This window comes from Micromonospora sp. WMMD723, assembly GCF_049863385.1.
Lineage (GTDB): Bacteria > Actinomycetota > Actinomycetes > Mycobacteriales > Micromonosporaceae > Micromonospora > Micromonospora wenchangensis.
Window position 1 is genome coordinate 6,639,268 of record NZ_JBMKNR010000001.1, and the last position, 22,350, is coordinate 6,661,617.

A 22,350-nucleotide genomic window follows, 5' to 3' on the forward strand; every position below is an offset into this window, starting at 1 on the left:
GTCCCGCCACCCCGACGGGACGTCCCGACGGGCCGCCCCCGAAGGCCCTATCCCCCGGCGGGGACGCCCGCCGTGACCGCCCGCAGGTGCCGCAGACCGTCGGTGGCGAGCCGGTCCTGCGAGGGGGCCAGCGGACGCCAGATCGCCGCCGCCGTGGCGATCGTGTCGTTCTCCCCCGTGAACGACTCGATGCAGACCGCACCCCGGTAGCCGGTGGCCCCCAGCACCGCGAAGAACCGCGGCCAGTCGAAGTGGTCCGAGCCCGGGGCACCCCGATGGGTGCCGCTGACCTGGACGTGCTTGACGTACGGGCCGGCGGCGGCGAGCGCCGCGTACGGATCGGACTCCTCGATGTTCATGTGATACGTGTCGATCATGATGCCGACGCTCGACGGCAACCCGTCGATCAGCTCGATCGTCTGCGCGACGGTGTTGACCACGCTCGTCTCGTACCGGTTCAGCGCCTCCACCCCGATGCTCACGCCGCACTCGCCAGCCTGCTCGGCCACCGGTGCCAGGGCCCGCCGGAAGTCCGCGTGGCAGGCCGCCCGCGCCGCCGGTGACATCCGCCAGGTACGCCCGACCGAGGCGTACACCGGGCCGCCCACACAGGGTGCGCCGACCGCCGCCGCGCTCGCCACGCACCCCCGCAGGTAGTCGAGCGTCGACTCCACCACCGCCGGGGCGGCGTCGACCAGCTCCCGCCCCGGCGGGGTGACCGCGCAGACCGCCGCCGCGACCAGACCGTGCGCGGCCAGCAGGTCCCGGGTCCGGGCCGGGTCCCAGTCGCCGGGCTGCTCGATCGGCAGCTCCACCGCGTCGAAGCCGAACGACGCGATCCGCGGCACCAGCGTGGCGAGGGCCTCGTCGTCGACGGGCGACGCCCACACCCAGGGGTTCACACCGAAGGCGTACACCGGGCCTACTTCCAGCGCTGCGGGTAACCGGGCAGGTCGGTGCAGCCGCACATCGCGTAGTGCAGCGGCGGCATGCCCGGGTCGAGGTACCGGTCCAGGTTCTCCTGGGTGATGGTCGGCTGGGGCAGCTTCCACGGGTTGGCCACCTGCTGCCCGTCGAGGATGCGCAGCGCGGCGATGACCGGCGTACGCCACTGGTACGTCGGGTACGTCGGCGCGATCGCGGTGAGGCCCTTGTCCTTCCAGACCTTCAGGAAGTCGAGCTGGTCCTCGCCGTTGATCGGCGGCACCGGCTTGCCCGCGTCCTGGAACGCCTCGACCGCCGCGACGGCGACCGCGCCCGCGTCCATCCACACGCCGTCGATGGTGCCGTACCGCTGGAGGTAGTCGTCGACGATCTTCTTGGTCTTGGCCGGGTCGCCGTCGGTGAACTCGACCCCCACCACGTCGACCTTCGCCTTGTCGAACGCCACCTTCGCCGCCGACCAGCGGGTCTCCAGCACGTCGACGCCGGGCAGGATGCGCAGGGCGAGGACCTTGCCGCCCGGCTTCATCCGCTGGCTGACGAACTCCGCCCCGACGTGGCCGAAGCCGTAGCCGCCGATCGGGTTGACGAACGTCACCGGGCACTTCGTGCTGACCCCACGGTCGAAGACGACCACCGGCAGCCCCGCCTTGCAGGCCGCCTCGACCGCCGGGGTGAGCGTGGCGGTGGTGTTCGGCGAGACGATCAGCGCGTCGCAGCCCTTGCCGAGCAGGTCGTTGATGTCGGCGATCTGCTTCTGGTCCTTGCCCTCGGCGTCGACGTGCACGAACTCGCTGATCCGGCTGCCCTGCGCGGCCACCTCGGCCTGCATGGTCTTGAACCCGACCTGCCGCCACGGGTTGTTCAACGCCGCGTTGGAGAAGCACAGCTTGTGCGGCCCGGCCTTCTTGAACTTCGCGGTGTCCACCATGGTCGGGTTGAGCATCTGCTCCCACGGCTTGTCCGCCGGGCCGGTCGGAGTCGCGCCGAGCAGGGCCAACTCGGCGTCGTAGTCGGCCTGCACGAAGAACTTCGACTGCTCCCCGGTGCCCGACCCGGCGGCCGAGGTGGAACCGCCCGCCGGCCCCCCGCCCGGTTCGTCGGTGGCGCAGGCGGTCAGGGACAGCAGGGTGACGGCGGCCAGCGCCGCCAGGCAACGTCGCACTATGTTTCCCCTTATCGAGACGACGAACGGGTAGCCGAGACCGCCACGGCGAGCAGGATGATCGCGCCCTGGACGGTGGACCTGAGGGCGCCGGAGACGCCGTAGAAGTTCATCAGCGCGAAGAGCAGCTCCAGGGAGAGCGCGCCGAGCATCGCGCCGACGACCGAGCCGCGGCCCCCGCCCAGCGCGACACCACCGAGCACCACCGCGGTGATCGCCCCGAACTCCAGGCCCGCCCCGGCCTGGAACGACACCCCGCTGTAGCCGCCGAGCAGGATCGCCGCCACGGCCGCCGCGAGCCCGCTGAGGACGAAGGCGACCGTCCGGGTACGCCAGACGCGTACCCCGCTCAGCTGCGCGGTGCGCGCGTTGTCGCCGACGGCGACCAGGGTCCGGCCGAAGTCCGACCGCATCAGCAGCACGGCGAGCGCCGCGACGACCAGCAGCACCAGCAGCGCGTACGGCACCCGGCCGAGCAGCGGCACGTCCTCGATCGCCCGCCGGCCGAACCGGCGGAACTCCTCGGAGAGCCCGCCCTTCGGCGCGCCGTCGGACCACAGGTAGACCGCGCCGACCAGGATCAGGAACATGCCCAGGGTGGTGATGAACGACGGCACCCGCAGCCGCGTCGTGACCAGCCCGTTGACCAGCCCGACCAGCGCGCCGAAGGCCAACAGGAGCAGCACCACCGGCCAGGTGCGGGTCGGGTCGCTGTCGATCAGCCGGGCCGCCACCACCACCTGCGCGGTGACCAGCGAACCCACCGACAGGTCGAACTCACCGGAGACGATCACGAAGTACTGGCCGGCGGCGAGCAGGATGACCGGCGCCGAGCGGCCCAGGAAGGACATCAGCGACGGCGGGTCGAGGAAGTCGGGCTGCCGGATGCCGACGAGCACCAGCAGCACCGCGAGGAGGGCCAGGATCGGCAGCACCCCGCCGGGGCGTACCCGCGGGCGGATCGGGGACAGCGCACGACGCGCGACGGTCGGCATGGTCAGGACGCCGCCTTCCGCAGGGCCCGACGGGCGTAGACGGCGACCGCGGCGATGATGATGACGCCCCGGATCACCTGCTTGAAGAAGGCGTCCACCTCGAGCTGGTTGAAGATCGCGTCGATGCTGGCGAGCAGCAGCACCCCACCGACCGTGCCGACGACCCCGCCCCGCCCACCGGCGAGCGCGGTCCCGCCGATCACCACCGCCGCGATCGACTCCAGGTCGTAGAGGCCCTCGGTGCCCACCCGGGGCGCACCCGAACCGAGCCGGCTGGCCAGGTAGATCCCGGCGAGCCCGGCACACAGCGAGCACAGCACGTGGGCGGTGACGAGGACCCGGTCGTTGCGGACCCCCGAGAGCCGGGCCACCTCCGGATCACCGCCGACGGCGACCAGGTGGTGCCCGAAGCGGGTCCGCGACAGCGCGAACCAGACGGCCCCGGTCAACGCCAGCAGCAGCAGGAACGACAACGGCACCGGACCGACCCGCTGGTAGCCCAACGACTGCACCAGCGCGGGCGAGGTGGCCCCGGCCGGTCCGTCGTAGTTGCTGTCGAGGTACCCCTTGAGCAGCAACCCCACGCCGAGGGTGGCGATGAACGCGTTGACCCGGAACCGGGTCACGAGCAGCCCGTTGAGCAGCCCGACCCCGGCGCTGACCGCGAGCGCCAGGCCGACCGCCGGCAGCAGCGCGCCATCACTGCCGTTCATCGTCTCGGCCGCGACCAGGGTGCTCAGACTGATCACGTACGCCACCGAGAGGTCCAGCGACCCGCCGAGGATGACAAGCGTCTGACCGACGGCGACGAGCCCGAGACCGGCGGCGACGTGCAGCAGGCTCACCGTCGTGGCCTGGTTGAACAGCTGCCCGCCGTCGACCAGGACGACCAGCCAGCCGACCGCCAGGGTCAGGGCCAGCGCCACGAACACCCCCGGCACGGGGCGTCGGGCCGGCAGCAACGACAGCACGCCCGACGCGCTCCTCGCGCTCACCGGTCGATCTCCGTTCGCGGCTGCGGGGTGTGGCCGACGGCGAGGGCGACGACGTCCTCCTCGGTGGCGCCGGCGGGGAGTTCGCCGGCGATCCGGCCGTCGCGCATGACGACGATCCGGTCGCTCATCCCCAGCAGCTCGGGCAGGTCCGACGAGATCATCAGCACCGCCGCGCCGTCGCGGGCCAGCCGGCGGACGAGGTCGTGGATGGCCGACTTCGCCCCCACGTCGATGCCCCGGGTCGGCTCGTCGAACAGCAGCACCCGGGGGTCGAGCGCCAGCCAGCGGGCCAGCACGACCTTCTGCTGGTTGCCACCGGACAGGAAACGGATCTCCTGGTCGTCGCCGGCGGCACGGACCTCGACGGTGGCGAGCAGGTCACGGACCCGGCGGGCGCGGGCGGCGTGCCCGGAGCGGGCCGGGAAGACGGCCCGCCCGGCGAGCAGCGCGTTGTCGAGCACCGACTGCCGGGGCACGATCCCCTCCCCCTTACGGTCCTCGGTGACGTAGGCGATGCCGGCCCGCATCGCGGTACGGGGCGAGCGCAGCCGCACCGGCCGGCTGTCCAGCCTCACGTCGCCGGTGGTGAACGGGGAGACGCCGAACAGCGCACGGGCCAGCGCCGAGCGTCCGGAGCCCTGCAAGCCGCCGACACCGAGCACCTCCCCGGCCCGCAGGTCCAGGTCGACGGCGCGTAGCTTCCGGTTGCCCGCGCCCCGGACGGTCAGGCGTACCGGGCCGAGGTCGTCGGGGCCGGCCCGGTCGGGGTAGTAGCTGGACAGTTCCCGGCCGACCATGTGCCGGACGAGGTCGTCGGTGCAGGTGTCGGCGGTGGCGACGGTGGTGACGCGGTGGCCGTCCTTGAGGACCGTGATCCGGTCGGACAGGTCGAAGACCTCGGTGAGGCGGTGCGAGACGTACAGCACGCCGATGTCCCGCTGCTGGAGCCGGCGGACCAGCCCGTAGAGCAGCTCGACCTCGTGGTCGGCCAGGGCGGCGGTGGGTTCGTCCATGATGAGCAGCCGGGCGTCCAGGGCGAGCGCCTTGGCGATCTCGACGACCTGCTGCTGCGCGACACCGAGCCGTCCCACCCGGGTGTCGGCGGCCAGGTCGGCCTCCCCGATCGAGGCGAGCAGGTCCCGGGTGCGTTCCCGCATCGCCCGCCGGTCGACCAGCCCGCGCCGGACCGGTTCGTGCCCGAGGTGGACGTTCTCGGCGACGGTGCGCTCCGGCAGCAGGTTGAACTCCTGGTGGATGATGCCGATCCCGGCCCGCTGCGCGTCACGGGGGCCCCGGAAGACCCGGCGCTCACCGGCGACCTCGACGGTGCCCGCGTCCGGGGCGTACCCGCCGGAGACGATCTTCATGAGGGTGGACTTGCCGGCCCCGTTCTCCCCGACGACGGCGTGCACCTCGCCCGGTGCGACGTCGAGGTCGACCCCGTCGAGCACACGCACCCCGAGGAAGGACTTGCCGATGCCCCGCAGGGTCAGCAGCGGTGCCGGCGGCGGATCGGGCATCCCGGAAACCCTCACAGTAAGTAGTCATCGGCGTGGTTGATGTTCCGCGTCCGGCACGGTCGAGCTGCCGGCCGGTGAACTTTCGCTGTCGCTCGTGAGCGCTTACGTCGTCAAGGAGCAAACTTTCCTTGACATCGACGAAACATCACACGTATGAAGATAGATGTTTCGATGCTTGTCCACAATCCTCGATCTTCACGGGCCGCCGGTTCGAGCACCCGAGCGGCGTCGATGCCGGGTCGGGGGGTCGCCGCGCGCCCACGGTCGAACCGTCGAAACATCGAACCTTGCCCCTTCCATTGACAGTCATCGATGACTGACCCATCCTGGCCTCGCGGCCCACCGGGCGAGCACATCACCGACGTCACTCTGCGTGACGTGATGCGGGGCGGACGGCCGTTGCGGCGGACGGCACGCCGACCCCGGGCAGCACGCCCGTGCCCGCTGCGCGTCCCGGCGTCCACCGGACGCGCGGGCGGGCCGTGGTCGCCACCGGAAGTTCCCGCCGACACCTAGGAGACGGCATGCGTCGTACCACGTTGCTCATCGGCATGATCGCCGGGTTGTTACTGTCGCTCGGCCTCGCACCACCCGCGTCGGCGGCTCCGGCCTTCCGCGCCCTGCTGTTCACCAAGACGGTGGGCTACCGGCACGACTCGATCCCCGCCGGGATCAGCATGTTCCAGCAGCAGGCGGCGGCGAACAACTTCGAGCTGGTGCAGACCGAGGACTCCAGCGTCTTCACCGCGGCCAACCTCGCCACCTTCGACGTGATCATCATGTTCCAGACCTCCGGCATGGTCTGGACCTCGGCCGCCCAACGGCAGGCCGTGGAGGGTTACCTCGCCAGCGGCAAGGGCATCGTCGGCATCCACAACGCCCTGGACATGGGCATCGAGGGCGAGTACCCCTGGTGGGACCAGACCCTCAACGGCGGCGCCCACATGCCCGAGCACTCCCCCGGCGTGCTGCCCGGCACCGCCATCGTCGCCGACAAGCAGCACCCGTCCACGACGGGTCTGCCGGACCGGTGGAACCGCAGCGAGGAGTGGTACAACTTCGACAGCAACCCGCGCGGCAACGTGCACGTGCTGGTGACCGCCGACGAGCGGACGTACAACCCGGGGTCCCGGGCGATGGGCCCGGACCACCCGATCTCCTGGTGCCGCAGCGCCGCCGGCGGGCGGGTGTGGGCCACCGCGATGGGCCACGCGATCGACTCCTACAGCGAGACGAACTTCCGCAACCACGTCCTCGGCGGCGTGAAGTGGGCCGCCGGCAACCTGCCCGGCGACTGCGGCGGCACCGTGTGGGGCAACTTCGAGAAGCGCACCCTGGACGACAACACGGTCGACCCGATGGCGCTGAACGTGCTGCCCGACGGCCGGGTGATGTACGTCCAGCGCGGCGGCCAGGTCAAGATCTTCAAGCCGAGCACCAACAGCACCGTGACCGCCGCCACCCTGAGCGTCTACACCGGCGGCGAGGACGGTCTCACCGGCATGGCGATCGACCCGAACTTCGCCACCAACGGCTACGTGTACCTGTACCACTCGCCGGCGAGCAGCAGCACCGACGTCAACCGCGTCTCCCGCTACACGCTGTCCGGTGACACCCTCAACCTCTCCACCGAGGCGCGGATCATCGACATCCCGGCGTACCGGGACCGCACCTTCCCCGAGCCCGGCCACACCGGCGGCTACATCGACTTCGGCCCGGACGGCAACCTCTACATCGGCACCGGTGACGACACCCCGCCGAACCTCGACCCCAACTGGCAGGGCTACGCGCCGCTGGACTGGCGCTCCGGCAAGTCCAACCTCGACGCCGCCCGCAGCGCCGGCAACACCAACGACCTGCGGGGCAAGCTGCTGCGCATCCGCCCGTCGGACACCGGCGGCTACACCGTCCCGAGCGGCAACCTCTACCCCCAGGGTACGGCGCAGACCCGGCCGGAGATCTACGCGATGGGCTTCCGCAACCCGTTCCGGTTCTCGATCGACCCGGCCAACGGCTGGGTCTACCTGGCCGACTACGGGCCGGACCGCAACCCGCCCACCACCAACCGGGGCCCCGAGGGCCTGGTCGAACTCAACGTGATCAAGTCGCCCGGCAACTACGGGTGGCCGTTCTGCCACGGCGACAACCAGCCCTACGCGCCGTACAACCCGGACACCGGCGTGGTCGGCGCCAAGTTCAACTGCAACGCCCCGGTCAACAACTCCCCCAACAACACCGGCCTGACCAGCCTGAAGCCGGTCGTCGCACCCAACATGTGGTACGGCTACGGCACCTCGTCGACCTTCCCGGAGCTGGGCTCCGGCGGCTCCGGCCCGATGGGCGGCCCGGTCTACCGGTACGACCCGGCGAACCCGTCGGCCACCAAGTTCCCGCCCTACTACGACGGCGTGCACTTCTTCTACGAGTGGTCCCGCAGCTACATCAAGGAGGTCCACTTCGACTCCGCGACGGCGGTGACCCGCACCAACACGTTCCTGCCCGGGGGCCGGTTCAACAAGCCGATGGACCTGGAGTTCGGCAAGGACGGCTCGCTCTACGTGCTGGAGTGGGGCACCAACTTCGGTGGCGGCAACAGCGACTCCGGGCTCTACCGGATCGACTACATCCAGGGCGGCCGGTCGCCGATCGCCAAGGCCGTCGGTACGCCCACCAGCGGTCTGGCCCCGCTCAACGTCCAGTTCAGCAGCGCCGGCACCACCGACCCGGACCCGGGCAACACGCTGAGCTACCAGTGGACGTTCGGTGACGGCACCACCTCGACGGCGGCCAACCCGTCGCACGTCTACACCACCAACGGCAACTACACGGCGCAGTTGAAGGTCACCGACAACACCGGCAAGACGGGCTTCGCCAACGTCCAGATCACCGTCGGCAACTCCGCGCCGGTGGTCACCATCACCACCCCGGCCAACGGTGGCATGCTCACCTTCGGGGACAAGGTGTCGTACCAGATCAGCGTCACCGATCCGGACGGCGGCACGGTCGACTGCACCAAGGTGGTCGTCAACCCGGCGCTGGGTCACGACGACCACGCCCACGAGACCACCGAGTACCCGGGCTGCTCGGGCACCATCTCCACCGACCTGCTCGGTGGGCACCCCGACGGCGCGAACCTGTTCTACGTGCTCAACGCCCGCTACACCGACAGCGGTGGCCCGGGCGGCTCGTCCCCGCTCACCGGCACGGCGCAGGCGATCCTGCAACCCAAGCACAAGCAGGCCGAGTACTTCAGCAGCAGCTCCGGCGTCCGGGTCGTCGACCAGGCCGCCGCGGAGAGCACCAAGCGGGTCGGTGACATCTCCAACAACGACTGGATCGCGTTCAACCCGATGAGCCTGTCGGGCATCTCGACGGTCAGCTACCGGCTGTCGTCGCCGTCCGGTGGCGGCACGATCGAGCTGCGGGCCGACTCGCCGACCGGCATGCTGCTGGCCACCACCCCGGTGCCCAGTACCGGCGGCTGGAACAACTACCAGTCCACCGCGCCGGTGAACGTGGCCGCGTTGTCCGGGACGCACCCGCTCTACCTGGTGTTCAAGGGCAGCACGAACAACTGGTTCGACCTCGACTCGCACACCTTCGGCGGGGCGGGTGTCGGCCAGCCCGGCACCGGAACCGGCACCGGCGTGGCGGGGAAGACCTGGACGCTCACCGCGCTGCACAGCGGCAAGCTGATGGACGTCAGTGGCGTCTCCACCGCCGACGGCGCGCAGCTCACCCAGTGGGCGGCCACCGGCGGCAACAACCAGAAGTGGCAGGCCGTGGACGCCGGCAACGGCGCGGTCTACCTCAGGGCGGTGCACAGCAACAAGTGCGCCGAGGTGATCGGCGGTTCCACCACGGCGGGTGCGTTCCTCCAGCAGGCCACCTGCAACAACGGCAACCAGCAGAAGTTCACCGCGACGGCGACCACGACCGCCGGGGTCTACACGGTGCGCAACGTGCAGAGCGGGCTCTGCCTGGACGTCAACGGTGCTTCCACCGCCGACGGCGCGCGGCTGTTGCAGTGGACCTGCCACAGCGCCAGCAACCAGCAGTGGCGGTTCACCCAGGTGTGACGCACGGTCCGCCGCCGTCGCGGCGGCGGTAGGCCGGGAGGGCCGGCTCCGGATGTCGGAGCCGGCCCTCTGCGGTCGTGTCGGGGCCCCGCCCACCCTGGGCGGTGGGCGGACCGTCCCGGTCTCGGGCCGGCGCGGTGGTCAGCGGGACGTCGGATCACCGCCGGGCGGTCACCTGACGCGACTGCCGGTCGTGGACGTCACCTGACGGTCCCGGCCGACAGGTCGGTACTGCCCCGCCCCGGGCCCCGGTGCGGAAACGGTGATCGGCAGGGCCCGAGGTGCGGGCCCTGCCGATCGGTGGTGCACATGCCGTTCAGGTGGTCCGACGGCCCGGTCCGTCCCGGGCCACCGACGGACCTCAGGAGCCCCCGAGGTCCGCCGGTGCGCGTTCTCAGCGCTGCCGGGTGAGCAGGCCCGGCCGGTAGGGCAGCAGGCCGTAGTCCACGCCGTCGGAGCTGGGCGAACGGCCCTGGTAGAGCAGTTGCAGGTTGCACGGGTCGATCGTGTTCGTCTGGTCCGCGCTGGTACGCAGCAGCTCACCGTGGCTGATGTCGTTGGTCCAGGTGGCACCGCTGTTGACCTTGCCCGCGAACGGGTTGTTGTAGGTCGTCGCGTTCGGCGTCCAGGTGCCGCCCAGGCTGGTCGCCGTGAACGAGCGGAAGTAGCGCTCCCAGGAGCTGGTCCGGGCCTCGATGATCATCAGGTACTGGTTCTGGCCCGCGACCTTGTAGACCTGCGGCGCCTCGAAGATGTTCTCCGAGGTGTCGCTCATGATGGTCGTGTAGTTGGAGCCGAAGCTGCCCGGGAAGTTCCCGATCGGCATGACCTGGCGATAGATCTTGCCGTTGTCACCGGCGAAGAACAGGTACATGTTCTGGTCGTCGCCGATGATCGTCTGGTCGATCACGCCGGTGGTGGAACCGGTGATCGACGCGGTCGACAGAGGCTGCGGGGCCGACCAGCCGTTGGCGTTGGCCGGGTTGGTCGACGTGCGGTACGAGAACGACGTCGGACCCCACTGGTGGGCGAGGATCCAGATGTTCTTCGGCGCGAAGTAGAACAGCGACGGCGCGACGGTGCTCTGGCTCATGGTGTTCTGGGGGGCCGTGGCGAGCTGGTTGAGGTTGTCGACCAGGCCGAAGTTCATCGAACCCCAGCCACCGGTGGCGCTACTGCTGTGGGTGGTGGCGTACACCAACTGCTTGCCCTGGTAGGGGGCGATGGTGAAGTCCTTGAGCGACGCCCAGCCGGCCTTCGGCTGCGCCAGCGGACCGGTCGACGACCAGCGGTACGACGACGGCAGCGTGCAGTTGCCGCTCGGCGGCGGGGTCGTGGGCGGCGGGGTGGTGCCACCGAGCTTGACGAGCTGCCACTGCTGGTTGGTGCCGTTCCAGTCGGCGTACTGCACGATGTTGCCGCCGTCGGCGGTGGACGCGCCCTGCACCTCGACGGCCTTGCCGCTGTTGCGGTTGATCAGCTGAATGTAGCCGTCGATGTCCTGGATGCTGAACTGCTGGTTGGTGCCGTTGTTGTCGGTCCACTGCACGATCGCTCCGCCGTCGGCGGTCGACTTGCCGGACACGTCGAGCACCTTGCCGGACAGCTTCGACTTCAACCGGTAGTAGCCGCCGCCGGAGTCGACGAACTGCCACTGCTGCTGGCTGCCGTCGTTGCGGGTCCACTGGGTGATCCGGGCCCCGTCGTTGGTGGCCAGGTTGTAGACGTCGAGGGCCTTGCCGCTGTTGCGGTTGACCAGCACGTACGACGCGCCGGTGTCGATCGTGGCCGCGGCGGCTTCCGTCGCGGTGGCCGCGACGACGGCACCGCCGCTCAGGGCGGTCACGAGCGCGGTGGCCGCCGACAGCAGCCAGCTCCGTCGGCCGGGACGGCGCAGAGCCGGGCCGGGATGCTCAGTCGGGAGGTGCATGGGGGTGCTCCTTCTCAAGGACGGGTGGCCCCTGCGCGGCGGCCCCCGGTGACGTGGTCGCCGAGGGCCTCAGGTGGTCCGACCGACCGACACTCCGTGGTCGAAACGGAGCCGACCGGCAAGTGTGAACGCTCACATCGATCGGTGCGGGTCGAACGGGTGCATGATCGGTTTGGTGGGGGCGAACGGACCGGCAGGGGCTCCATTCAGATCCGGCGATGTTACCAGAGCGTTTCGGGCCGCTCAAGAGTCGCGCCCGGGCACCTGCCCACCCCACCACCACCGGGTACGACCCGTTGCCGGGTCAACCTTCCCGGCCGGGTGTTAACGTTCACCCCTCGCGTCCCCGGTCCCGGGAACGCCGGCCCGGCCCGGCATCCGGGAGGCGACGGTGATCCCTTCCGATCCGGTGCGTGATGTGTCATCTTCGATGGATGCGGGTCGGTTGCCGGGCAGGCGGACGAGGTCGGACCCGCGGGCACGGGGTGGCGGCGCGATGCCGCTGACCGGCGCATCCGGCCGACGCGCCGGCGGTGACCCCGGCCGGATGCCTCGGATACGGGCGACCCACGCCCGGCCGCGCACCGGGCTGGCCGTCGGGCTGCTGGTCGTCGCCCTGCTGGCGCTGGCCGGCGGGGTCGGCTACGCCGCCCTGGTGCACGTCCAGCAGGCCAGGATCCGCCACGAGCTGGACTGGGCGATGGTGCACGGCCGACCGGCCGACCCGTCCGGCTGCACCTGGATCTTCGGCGGCGCGAGCGACACCGGTCACGGCGGCGCGCCGCCGGCCGGGTTCCCGGAGCACGGGGCGGTCCACACCGTGGCCCGCACCGGCCGCCCGCAGGTCGGCCAGGTCGCCCGCAACGGCACCGTCTACCACGTGCGGACCCAGTGGCGCGACGGCGAGGTCGTCCAGGTGGTCTTCGACGCCCGCTTCCAGCTCGCCGAACGGCGCTACCTGCTGTGGGCGGTGTCGACCGCCGCGCTGGCCGTCCTGGTCGCGGCGACCGCGACGGACCTGCGGCTGCGCCGCCGGTCGGTGCTGCCGCTGACCGAGGCGCTCGACCGGCAACGCCGCTTCGTCGCCGACGCGAGCCACGAGCTGCGGGCCCCGATCACCCGGGTGCACACGGCGGCCCAACTGCTGGCCCAGCGGACGACCGGCGCGGCGCACGACGCGGACCGGCAGGACCTGGACCGGCTGCTGCACACCACCCGACGGCTCGGGGAGATCGTCGACGAGTTGCTCCTGTCGGCCCGGCTGGCCGATCCGGCGGCGATGACCGGGCCGCCGGCCACTGTCGACCTCGCGGCGCTCGTCGTCGAGGCGATCGGGGCCGACGCGCCGCGCGCCGCCGCCCTCGGGGTGACGCTCGGGGTGACCGGCACGGACCACCCGGTGCCGGTGCGCGGTGTCGGGCCCGCGCTGCTCCGGGTGGTGGCGGAACTGCTGGCGAACGCCCTGCACCACACCCCGGCCGGGGGGCGGGTGCAGGTGCGGTTGCGTCCGGCCGGCGCGGACCGGGTCGAGCTGGTGGTCAGCGACTCCGGCCGGGGGTTCGACCCCCGGCACGCCGGCCGGATCTTCGACCGGTTCCACCGGGGCCCCGATGCCGGGGACCGCCGGTCCGGGCTCGGGTTGGCGCTGGTCCGCGAGGTGGTCACCGCGCACGGCGGCACGATCGACGCCACCGGCCGGCCCGGGGCGGGCGCCACCTTCACCGTACGGCTGCCGGTGTGCGACGGGGGGCGGGCCGGTGGTCCGCCGACGGACGGCGACCCGGACGGTGGCCGGTGGCCCCTGCGCTGGTGGGCGGGCCGGGACCGGGCCGGCGGGGACCGCGCGACCAGCAGATTCTGACCGGCGAGAAATTCCACCGGTCAACCTTCTGCCGTTTCGGTGCGACCATGAACGGATGACCGACCCGTCACCCCCGGCGCACGGCCCGTTGCTCCTCGTCGAGGACGACGCGGAACTGGCCGACATGCTGGTCGAGCTGTTCCACCGGGCGGGGTACCGCATCGACCTGGCCCGCGACGGTCAGCGGGGCCTGCACCTGGCGCTGCGCGGCCCCTACCAGGTGATCATGTTGGACCGGCGGCTGCCGGCCATCGACGGGGTCGACCTGCTCATCCGGCTGCGGCGGCGCTCCGTCGCCGCCCGGGTGCTGATGCTCAGCGCGCTCGGCGACCTCGACGAACGCATCCGGGGCCTCGACGCGGGCGCCGACGACTACCTGCCCAAACCGTTCGAGGTGACCGAGCTGATGGCCCGGGTCCGGGCGCTGACCCGCCGCCGCTTCGACGGGGCCGAACTGATCCCCATCGGGGCCGGTCAGCTCGACCTGGCCCAGCGCGGGGTGCGGCTGCCCGACGGGCGGGAGGTGACGCTCAGCGGCCGGGAGTTCGAGCTGATCCGGCTGCTCGCCAGCCACCCCCGGATGGTGCACAGCCGCAGCCAGCTCCGGGGGCGGGTGTTCGGCGCGGACCGCACCGAGGCGGTCGTCGACACGTACGTGCACTACCTGCGCCGCAAGCTCGGCGACGGGGTGGTGCGCACCGTGCACGGCCTCGGCTACCAGATCGGCGCGCTGTGAGCCGGCCGCCCGGGGCCCCGACGGGCCCCGGGCGGCGCGGCGGCTCAGCGCCCCGCGAACCGGGCCGGACGCTTCTCCAGGAAGGCGGCCATCCCCTCGCGCTGGTCCTCGGTGGCGAACAGGGCGTGGAAGGCCCGCCGCTCGAACAGCACCCCGGCCTGCACGCCGACCTCCTCGGCCTGCCGGACCGCCTCCCGGGCCAGCATCGTCGCGAGCTTCGGATACCCGGCCACCACCGCCGCCGCGGCCTTCGCCTCGGCCAGCAGCCGGTCCGTCGGCACCACCCGGGACACCAGGCCCCACCGGTACGCCTGCGCCGCGTCGAGCTGCCGCCCGGTGAGCACCAGGTCCATCGCCCGCGCCGGACCGATCAGCCGGGTCAGCCGCTGGGTGCCGCCGATGCCGGGCATCACCCCCAGCCGCAGCTCCGGCTGCCCGAACCGGGCGTTGTCCGCCGCGAAGACCAGGTCGCACATCATCGCCAGCTCGCAGCCGCCGCCGAGGGCGTAGCCGGCCACCGCCGCGATCTTCGGGGTACGCAGCGCGGCGAACGCGTCCCAACCGGCGAAGTGGTCGTCCAACGCCACGTCCAGGAAGGACTTCCCGGCCATCTCCCGGATGTCCGCCCCGGCCGCGAAGACCTCGTCGGAGCCGGTGAGCACGAAACAGCCCACCCCCGGGTCGCGGTCCAGCGGTCGCAGCGTCTCGACCAGCTCGGTCAGCAGCGCCGTGTCCAGCGCGTTGCGCACCTCGGGCCGGCACAACCGCACCGTGACCACCCGGTCGTCCTTCTCCACGGTGATCCTCATCGTCGCCTCCCTCTCCTCAGGAATCCCAGATCGCGCCGTACGCGGGCACCCCGCGTTCCTCCATGCCCCGCACCACCTGCCAGGTCAGCGGACGGTTCGAGATGCAGATGACCGCCTCCGCGTCGTACCGGCGGCACGCCTGCCAGGCCAGCCGCAGCATGTCGGGCTTGCCGTCGCGGGCGGTGTCCCACAGCAGCGCGTCGGGCTGGTGGGCGAGGATCTCGTCGACCAGGTCGTCGCCGAAGGTCTCCCGGTGTCGGCGGGCCACCCAGACCAGGTGGGCCGGCACCTGCCCGGCCAGCAGGTGCGGCAGCACCGGGCCGATCCCGCTGCCGGTCGCCACGTACAGCACCCGGCGGAACAGGGTCTCGATGTTGGCCACCCCGGCGGTGCTGATCCCCTTCACCCAGAGCCGGCGCGGCGGGTCGTCGACGAACCGGCCGGTCCAGTCACCGGCCCGGCTGACGGTCAACCGGAACCCGCTGCGGCCCGGCGTCGGCACGTTGGCGAAGGAGTGCCACTCCCACAGCGGGCTGCGGCTGACCGCCGTGGACGAGCCGGGGAACGGCGTCACCCCGTGGTCGAAGTGGACCAGCGCCACGTGCGACGACGGACGCCGCACCACCACCGGCACCCGGCGCAGCCGCAGCCAGGGCAGGGCGATGCTGGCGGTCAGCACCGCGAGCACCCACCCCTGCGGGGAGGTGGCCAGCGCGACCGGCCCGCCGGCCAGGAAACCGGCCTGCGCCCAGAGCAGCAGCAGAGCCGCCCAGCCGCCGAGGCGGTGGGTGCGCTCGAACAGGTCGTGCCGGCGCGAGCGCACCGGCGGCAGCGCGGTGCCGACGACGGCCAGCAGCAGGGCGGCCGCCGCGTACCCGGTGACCAGCGCCCCCGCCGGGCCGCCGCGCACGGCCAACGCGCCGAGCTGGGCGAGGAACCAGGCGGTGCCGGCCAGCGCCGCGCCGACGTGCAGCCCGCCGAAGTGGTAGACCTTGCCCAACGTGGCCCGCACCCGCAGCGGCCAGCTGGTGGGTGCCCGGGTGGCCAGCCGGAACAGCAGGTTGATCACGTACTGCTGGCGGATCAGCACGGCCAGCGCGACGTTCGCCAGCGCGGCGACGCCCAACGTGTCGGCGGCCCCGGGGCCGTGCCACCAGCCGGCGGACAGCCCGTACGCCAGCAGCGCGGCGTTGCCGGCGAGCACCGCCGCGACGAGCCGGTGGTGGTGCATGAACCGGGGATGGGCCAGGACCCGGCGCAGCGTCGACACCGGCGGGGGAAGCATGTCGTCGGGGTGGCCCGCCGGGCCGGAGCGCGGCGGCGTCGACGCGGGTCGCAGACCGGTGGTGGTCACGCCGCCGCCTCCTCGACGTGGGCGAACTGCCACCGCAGGTCGAGGGCGAGCCGGTGCAACGCGTCCCGGTCGACCTTGCCCCGGCCGGTCATCGGCAGCTCCGGCAGCGGGTGCACGGCCGCCGGCACGCAGTAGTAGGGCAGCGCGGCGGCCACCGTCTCCCGGCACCGCTGCGGGTCCAGCTCCGCGGGGACGACGAAGGAGACCAGGTCCCGGTCGGTGACCCGCAGGGTGACCGCGCGCCGGCAGCCCGGCACCGTCTCCAGCACGGTCGAGACCGCGTCCAGCTCCACCCGGAAACCCCGGACCTTCACCTGGTCGTCGGTGCGGCCGAGATGTTCCAGTTCCCCGTCGGCGCGCCAGCGGCCCCGGTCGCGGGTACGGAACATCAGCCGGCCGCCGCCGAGGAACGGGTCCGGGGCGTACCGCTCGGTGTTGAGCGCGTCGTTGTCCAGGTAGCCGGCGGAGACGCAGTCGCCACCGGCCCACATCTCGCCGACCTCGCCGATGCGGCAGGGCCGTCCGTCGTCGTCGAGGACGTAGACGGTGTTGTTCGGGGTCGGCCGGCCGATGGTCAACGGCGCACCGGGCCGGTGCCGGTGCATGGTGTTGACGATGGTGGTCTCGGTCGGGCCGCAGCAGTTGTAGAAGATCCGGCCGGCGGCCCACCGGTCGGCCAGCGGACGCGGGCAGGGCTCCCCCGCCACCGCGACCACCCGCACCCCGGCGCACCGGTCCGGGTCGATCCGGGCGAGCACCGAGGGGGTGGCGACCACCACGTCGGCGCGGGCGGCGGTGGCGGTGAGGTCCCGGTCGCGCACGAGCAGGGTGCCGCCGTTGGCGAGGCAGCCGAGGATCTCCCAGGCGGCCATGTCGAAGGCGACGTTGAGCAGTTGGGCGACCGTCCGGCCGGGCCGTATCCCCAGGTCGCCCGGGGCGGTGAGCAGGATGTTGGCGACGTTGCCGTGGGTGACGGTGACGCCGTTGGGGGTGCCCGTGGTGCCGGAGGTGAACAGCACGTAGCAGCCGTCGTCGGCGCGTACCGGACGGTCCGGGACGGGGGCGGTGAGGTACCCGCCGGGGGGCAGCGGCTCGGCCATCATCTCGTCGACCGCGAGCCGGGGCACACCGGGCGACGCCGGCACCGCGTCCAGGGTCGCCGACGTGGTCAGCAGCACCCGGCAGCGGGCGGTCGAGGCGACCTGGCGCAACTGCCCGGCGGGGGCGATCCGGACGTCCTGCGGGACGTAGGCCGCCCCGGCCTTGAGGGTGGCCAGGATGCCCACCAGCATCGGCAGGGACCGGCTGGTGAACACGCCCACGGTGTCGCCGGTGCGCACGCCGAGGGCGACGAGGTGGGCGGCGAGCCGGTTGGCCTGGCGGTCCAGTTCGCGGTAGCCGATCCGTACCCCGAGGTGCTCGGCGGCGACGGCGTCCGGGGTGGTGGCGGCCCACCTGGCGAACGCCTGGTGGATGCGCAGGTCGGGGGCGGGCACCCGGGGGCCCTGGCCGAACCGGTGGAACTGCCGCCGGTCGCGCGGTGGGAGGTGGTCCAGCAGTGCTGACCGCCAGCCGTCCGGCCCGGCCGGGAGGGTGCTGACCGGGTGGCTGGCGGTGTCGTCGGTGGTCTGTCGTACGGACATGGGCCGCTCCTGTTCTGACCGGCCGCCCTGCGCGGCGATCGGAATCGATGCTGGCCAATGGAGATGGGAAATCTCTTAGATCCGGGGCACGGCGGCCGTCCGGGGCGGCACCGGCGTGCGTCGGCGCACGCCGATCGGATCGGGAGGGGCCACGGCGGGCGGGGCGCGGGGCGACTGCCGCCCGGTCGATCGGGCGCGCGACGGTCCGGCCGGCGCGGACGACCCGGCACGGCAGAGAACTACAGGCTTCGATGTCGACGTTCGCCGACGGGCCGTCAGGCCGCCGCCACCTGCGGCGTGACGCCGGACAGGAGTCGCCCGACCGGGCACGGCATTGGTAGGACGTCTGAATGTCGCGACAGGAGTTCCGCCCGCCGACCGGCCGCCCCACGCCGCTCCCCCGCAGTCACCTGCAGGGCATTGACGTTACACAATGGAAACTCTAACGTCTGATGTCTCGACCGTGCATGTCGCACCATCCACCTCCCACCCAGGGAGGAGCCTTCCGTGTGCCGTCCCCCGACCCGGCAGCCGGCGCAAGGTTCCAGCACGCCCGACCCGCAGTGCGCCGTCCGGGCGTACGGCCGCCGCCCCACGCGACGGCCGTGCCCGCCGGAGCACTTCCGCAGAAACGGAGCGAACACGATGAACCACGGACGTCTGGTGAGCGCGGGGCTGACGGTGCTGCTCGGCGCGACGGTCGCCCTCACCGCCGGCTGCGGTGACCGGGGTGCCGGGACCGGCACGGGCGGCGGCAAGCCGCTCATCGGGGTCGACTACCCCCGCTCGGACACCGACTTCTGGAACTCCTACATCAAATACGTGCCGCAGTCCGCCGGGCAGTTGGGGATCGACCTCAAGACCACCAACTCGCAGAACGACATCGCGAACCTCATCTCGAACGCCCAGACCTTCATGAGCCAGGGCGTCAAGGGGGTGGTGATGGCCCCGCAGGACACCGCCGCGATCGCCCCGACCCTGGCCCAACTGGAGAGCCGCAAGATCCCGGTGGTCACCATCGACACCCGGCCCGACACCGGCACGGTGTTCATGGTGGTCCGCGCCGACAACCGGGCGTACGGGACCAAGGCGTGCCAGTTCCTGGGCACCAAGCTCGGCGGCCGGGGCAAGGTCGTCATGCTCCAGGGCGGCCTGGACTCGATCAACGGCCGGGACCGCACCGAGGCGTTCAACGAGTGCATGGCCAAGGAGTTCCCCGGCATCAAGGTCTTCGGGGAGGCGACCGACTGGAAGGCCGACGTCGCGGCGTCGAAGTTGCAGACCCGCTTCGCGTCCGACCCGGACATCCGGGGCGTCTACATGCAGTCGTCGTTCGCGCTGTCGGGCACCCTGCAGATCCTCAAGCAGCGTGGCCTGCAGGTGCCGCCGACCGACCCGAAGCACGTCTTCGTGGTGTCCAACGACGGCATCCCCGAGGAGCTGAAGAACATCGGCGACGGCCTGATCGACGCCACCGTCAGCCAACCCGCCGACCTGTACGCCCGCTACGGGCTGGAGTACGCCAAGGCGGCGATCGAGGGAAAGACGTTCCAGCCCGGCCCCACCGACCACGGCAGCACCATCATCCAGGTGCGCGACGGCCTGCTGGAGGACCAACTCCCGGCACCCCTGGTGACCCTGGACGGCGCACCGGTCGCCGGGCAGCCCACGGTGAAGTACGACGACCCCTCGCTGTGGGGCCGGCAGGGATGACCACCGCCCCGCACCACCCCCGCGACGACGACCCACCGGTCGTCGAGGCGGTCGACGTCACCAAACGCTTCGGCTCCACGCTCGCCCTGTCCGGGGCGGGGATCATGGTCCGGCGCGGCGAGACGCACGCCCTGGTCGGCCGCAACGGCGCCGGCAAGTCGACGCTGGTCGGCATCCTGACCGGGCTGCAGGCCGCCGACGGCGGGGCGGTCGCCTTCGACGGCCGGCCGGCACCGCCGCTGGCCGACCGGGACGCCTGGCGGCGGCGGGTGGCCTGCGTCTACCAGAAGTCGACGATCATTCCCACCCTCACCGTGGCGGAGAACCTGTTCCTCAACCGGCACCACCGCTCCCGCGCCGGCCTGATCCGCTGGTCGAGCCTGCGGCGGGAGGCGCAGCACCTGCTGGCGCAGTGGTCGGTCGACGTCGACGTCCGGCAGCCGGCCGCGACGCTCTCGGTCGAGCAGCGGCAGTTCGTGGAGATCGCCCGCGCGTTGTCCTTCGGCGCCCGGTTCATCGTCCTCGACGAACCGACCGCCCAGCTCGACGCCGCCGGCATCGACCGCCTGTTCACCCGGATCCGCGACCTGCGGGCGCAGGGGGTGACGTTCCTGTTCATCAGCCACCACCTGCAGGAGATCTACGACCTGTGCGACCGGGTGACGGTCTTCCGCGACGCCCGGCACATCCTCACCGCCCCGGTCGCCGGGTTGAGCCGGCAGGCGCTGGTCGCCGCGATGACCGGGGAGGACGTGAGCATGCCGGAGGCCGACCACCGGCCGCCGGCGTCCGACGCGCCGGTGCTGCTGTCGGTGCGGGACCTGGTCACCGCGTCCGGGGCCCGGCTGTCGATGCGGGCCCGGGCGGGCGAGGTGGTCGGCATCGCCGGGGGTGGCGGCAGCGGCAAGGTCGAGGTCGCCGAGGCCGTCGTCGGTCTGACCCGCCCGGTGGCCGGGTCGGTCACCCTCGCCGGCCGGGTGCTGCGGCCGGGCAGCGTGCCCGACGCCCTCGCCGCCGGGGTGGGGCTGGTGCCGCAGGACCGGCACCGGGAGGGCCTGGTGCCGGGACTGTCGATCGCGGAGAACGTCACGATGACCGTGCCGCAGCGGATCGGGCGCCACGGACTCATCTCCCGGGCCCGCCGGGACGCGCTGGCCCGGGACACCATCGCCGCGCTGACGATCAAGGCGTCCGGGCCACAGACGCCGGTGGCCGACCTGTCCGGCGGCAACCAGCAGAAGGTCGTGATGGGCCGGGCGTTGGCCAACGATCCGCGGCTGCTGGTGCTGATCACGCCCACCGCCGGGGTCGACGTGCGGTCCAAGCAGACCCTGCTCGGCGTCGTCGAGGACGTCCGCCGCCGGGGCACCGCCGTGCTGGTGGTCTCCGACGAGCTGGACGACCTGCGCATCTGCGACCGGGTGCTGGTGATGTTCCAGGGCCGGGTGGTCGCCGAGATGGCGCACGGCTGGAGCGACAACGATCTGGTAGCCGCCATGGAAGGGGTGGACCTCCACCATGTCTGACACGCTGTCCACCGGCACGGTGCCGGCCTCGGTGCCCCCGCCGACCCGCCCGTCGTCGCGGCACCTGGCCGTCGCCCGGCTGCGGGACCTGGCGCTGGTGCCGGCGATCGTCGCGGTGGCGATCGTCGGGTGGATCATCAGCCCGGTCTTCCTCAGCACCGACAACGTCCTCAACGTGCTGCAGAGCATGTCGGAGATCGCGATCCTCGTGCTGGCCCAGACCATCGTGCTGATCACCGGCAAGATGGACCTGTCGCTGGAGAGCACCTTCGGGCTCGCCCCGGGCATCGCCGCCTGGCTGGTCGTCGACCCGGAGCTGACCCGGGGGTTGGGGCTCGGCCTGCTCCCGGACGCCTGGGCGGTGCCGGTGGTGCTGCTGGTCGGGGCGCTGGTCGGGGCGTTCAACGGGCTGCTCATCGTCCGGTTCGGCCTCAACGGTTTCATCGTGACGCTGGGCATGCTGATCATCCTGCGCGGCCTGCTCACCGGCATCTCCGGCGGGCAGACCTTCTTCGCGCTGCCCGGTTCGATGACGTACCTCGGCTCGACGAGCTGGCTCGGGGCGCCGGCCTCGATCTGGGTGTCGCTGCTGCTGTTCGCCGCCGGGATCGTGGTGCTCGGCCACACCCGCGCCGGCCGCGCGCTGTACGCCATCGGCGGCAATGCCGACGCGGCCCGTGCCGCCGGCATCCGCACCGACCGGGTGCTGTGGGTCGCGCTGGTCGTGGCCAGCGTGCTCGCCGCCCTGGCCGGCCTGCTGATCAGCGGCCGGCTGGCGGCGGTGCCGGCGGCCCAGGGCGACGGCGCGATCTTCCAGGTGTTCGCGGCGGCGGTGATCGGCGGGGTCAGCCTCAACGGCGGCCGGGGCAGCGTCTTCGGCGCGTTCACCGGCGTCCTGCTGCTATTCATAATCATCAACGTGTTGACCCTGGCCGGGGTACCCGCACAGTGGACGAACTTCCTCAACGGCGCGGTCATCCTGATCGCCCTGGTGGTCTCCCGCATCACCGGCGGCAAGGCGCAGACCTGAACCGCCCCCGCCGGCCCGACCCCGCGCGCCCCGCCCACGAGGCGGGCCGCCG

Annotated in this window: 15 protein-coding genes; 6 read left to right on the plus strand and 9 right to left on the minus strand. The window is 72.2% G+C overall.

Annotated features, from left to right (window positions below; translation table 11 throughout):
* Positions 1 to 47: 47 nt before the first annotated feature.
* Genes ACN261_RS28760 through ACN261_RS28780 form a run of 5 tightly spaced genes read right to left on the minus strand, consistent with a single transcriptional unit; the run spans position 48 to position 5,617 of the window.
* Positions 48 to 917 (minus strand): sugar phosphate isomerase/epimerase family protein, encoded by an 870-nt coding sequence (locus ACN261_RS28760; protein WP_425853173.1) that lies wholly within the window; start codon positions 915 to 917, stop codon positions 48 to 50.
* 5 nt (positions 918 to 922) lie between these two features.
* Entirely contained in the window at positions 923 to 2,107 is a 1,185-nt protein-coding gene (locus ACN261_RS28765; RefSeq protein WP_421482806.1) for a substrate-binding domain-containing protein, read from the minus strand.
* An 11-nt stretch (positions 2,108 to 2,118) separates the two neighbouring features.
* Positions 2,119 to 3,102, minus strand: coding sequence for an ABC transporter permease (locus ACN261_RS28770; protein ID WP_421482807.1), 984 nt, complete (start codon positions 3,100 to 3,102; stop codon positions 2,119 to 2,121).
* 2 nt (positions 3,103 to 3,104) lie between these two features.
* Positions 3,105 to 4,097, minus strand: a complete 993-nt coding sequence (locus ACN261_RS28775) for an ABC transporter permease (protein ID WP_421482809.1) — start codon at positions 4,095 to 4,097, stop codon at positions 3,105 to 3,107.
* Positions 4,094 to 5,617: a sugar ABC transporter ATP-binding protein gene (locus tag ACN261_RS28780; RefSeq protein WP_425853176.1), complete on the minus strand. Its 1,524-nt coding sequence runs from the start codon at positions 5,615 to 5,617 to the stop codon at positions 4,094 to 4,096. Before ACN261_RS28780 ends, ACN261_RS28775 begins: the two co-directional genes overlap by 4 nt.
* 524 nt (positions 5,618 to 6,141) lie before the next feature.
* Between ACN261_RS28780 and ACN261_RS28785 the strand changes: the two genes are divergently transcribed.
* A complete protein-coding gene (locus ACN261_RS28785) occupies positions 6,142 to 9,696 on the plus strand; it encodes a ThuA domain-containing protein (RefSeq protein ID WP_421482812.1) in 3,555 nt (1,184 codons plus the stop codon).
* A gap of 394 nt (positions 9,697 to 10,090) precedes the next feature.
* Here ACN261_RS28785 and ACN261_RS28790 read toward each other — a convergent pair whose 3' ends face one another.
* On the minus strand, positions 10,091 to 11,626 hold the full coding sequence (locus ACN261_RS28790) for a non-reducing end alpha-L-arabinofuranosidase family hydrolase (protein WP_425853178.1): 1,536 nt from the start codon (positions 11,624 to 11,626) through the stop codon (positions 10,091 to 10,093).
* A gap of 547 nt (positions 11,627 to 12,173) precedes the next feature.
* Between ACN261_RS28790 and ACN261_RS28795 the strand changes: the two genes are divergently transcribed.
* Positions 12,174 to 13,487 (plus strand): sensor histidine kinase, encoded by a 1,314-nt coding sequence (locus tag ACN261_RS28795; RefSeq protein ID WP_425853180.1) that lies wholly within the window; start codon positions 12,174 to 12,176, stop codon positions 13,485 to 13,487.
* 55 nt (positions 13,488 to 13,542) lie between these two features.
* A complete protein-coding gene (locus tag ACN261_RS28800) occupies positions 13,543 to 14,223 on the plus strand; it encodes a response regulator transcription factor (protein WP_421482816.1) in 681 nt (226 codons plus the stop codon).
* 44 nt (positions 14,224 to 14,267) lie between these two features.
* Here the strand turns inward: ACN261_RS28800 and ACN261_RS28805 are convergent, their stop codons facing one another.
* From ACN261_RS28805 to ACN261_RS28815, 3 genes are read right to left on the minus strand one after another with little or no spacing between them, the layout of a single operon-like run.
* Positions 14,268 to 15,032, minus strand: a complete 765-nt coding sequence (locus ACN261_RS28805; RefSeq protein ID WP_421482818.1) for an enoyl-CoA hydratase-related protein — start codon at positions 15,030 to 15,032, stop codon at positions 14,268 to 14,270.
* Positions 15,033 to 15,048: 16 nt separating this feature from the next.
* Positions 15,049 to 16,386: a hypothetical protein gene (locus tag ACN261_RS28810; RefSeq protein WP_421482819.1), complete on the minus strand. Its 1,338-nt coding sequence runs from the start codon at positions 16,384 to 16,386 to the stop codon at positions 15,049 to 15,051.
* The gene (locus ACN261_RS28815) at positions 16,383 to 18,029 is read right to left on the minus strand and encodes an amino acid adenylation domain-containing protein (RefSeq protein ID WP_421482821.1); all 1,647 of its coding nucleotides are present in this window, start codon (positions 18,027 to 18,029) and stop codon (positions 16,383 to 16,385) included. Before ACN261_RS28815 ends, ACN261_RS28810 begins: the two co-directional genes overlap by 4 nt.
* Positions 18,030 to 18,674: 645 nt before the next feature.
* Between ACN261_RS28815 and ACN261_RS28820 the strand changes: the two genes are divergently transcribed.
* The 3 genes from ACN261_RS28820 to ACN261_RS28830 are packed head-to-tail and all read left to right on the plus strand — an operon-like array spanning position 18,675 to position 22,298.
* The gene (locus ACN261_RS28820) at positions 18,675 to 19,742 is read left to right on the plus strand and encodes a sugar ABC transporter substrate-binding protein (RefSeq protein WP_425853183.1); all 1,068 of its coding nucleotides are present in this window, start codon (positions 18,675 to 18,677) and stop codon (positions 19,740 to 19,742) included.
* Positions 19,739 to 21,268 (plus strand): sugar ABC transporter ATP-binding protein, encoded by a 1,530-nt coding sequence (locus tag ACN261_RS28825; RefSeq protein WP_425853185.1) that lies wholly within the window; start codon positions 19,739 to 19,741, stop codon positions 21,266 to 21,268. Before ACN261_RS28820 ends, ACN261_RS28825 begins: the two co-directional genes overlap by 4 nt.
* On the plus strand, positions 21,261 to 22,298 hold the full coding sequence (locus ACN261_RS28830) for an ABC transporter permease (RefSeq protein WP_425853187.1): 1,038 nt from the start codon (positions 21,261 to 21,263) through the stop codon (positions 22,296 to 22,298). The genes ACN261_RS28825 and ACN261_RS28830 overlap by 8 nt, the downstream gene beginning before the upstream one ends.
* The last annotated feature ends 52 nt before the right edge of the window (positions 22,299 to 22,350 follow it).

Coding starts and splice junctions, on each gene's coding strand:
- ACN261_RS28785 (WP_421482812.1), top strand. CDS start 6,142: ATGCGTCGTACCACGTTGCTCATCGGCATGATCGCCGGGTTGTTACTG.
- ACN261_RS28770 (WP_421482807.1), bottom strand. CDS start 3,102: ATGCCGACCGTCGCGCGTCGTGCGCTGTCCCCGATCCGCCCGCGGGTA.
- ACN261_RS28825 (WP_425853185.1), top strand. CDS start 19,739: ATGACCACCGCCCCGCACCACCCCCGCGACGACGACCCACCGGTCGTC.
- ACN261_RS28830 (WP_425853187.1), top strand. CDS start 21,261: ATGTCTGACACGCTGTCCACCGGCACGGTGCCGGCCTCGGTGCCCCCG.
- ACN261_RS28795 (WP_425853180.1), top strand. CDS start 12,174: ATGCCTCGGATACGGGCGACCCACGCCCGGCCGCGCACCGGGCTGGCC.
- ACN261_RS28805 (WP_421482818.1), bottom strand. CDS start 15,032: ATGAGGATCACCGTGGAGAAGGACGACCGGGTGGTCACGGTGCGGTTG.
- ACN261_RS28780 (WP_425853176.1), bottom strand. CDS start 5,617: ATGCCCGATCCGCCGCCGGCACCGCTGCTGACCCTGCGGGGCATCGGC.
- ACN261_RS28790 (WP_425853178.1), bottom strand. CDS start 11,626: ATGCACCTCCCGACTGAGCATCCCGGCCCGGCTCTGCGCCGTCCCGGC.
- ACN261_RS28800 (WP_421482816.1), top strand. CDS start 13,543: ATGACCGACCCGTCACCCCCGGCGCACGGCCCGTTGCTCCTCGTCGAG.
- ACN261_RS28820 (WP_425853183.1), top strand. CDS start 18,675: ATGAACCACGGACGTCTGGTGAGCGCGGGGCTGACGGTGCTGCTCGGC.
- ACN261_RS28815 (WP_421482821.1), bottom strand. CDS start 18,029: ATGTCCGTACGACAGACCACCGACGACACCGCCAGCCACCCGGTCAGC.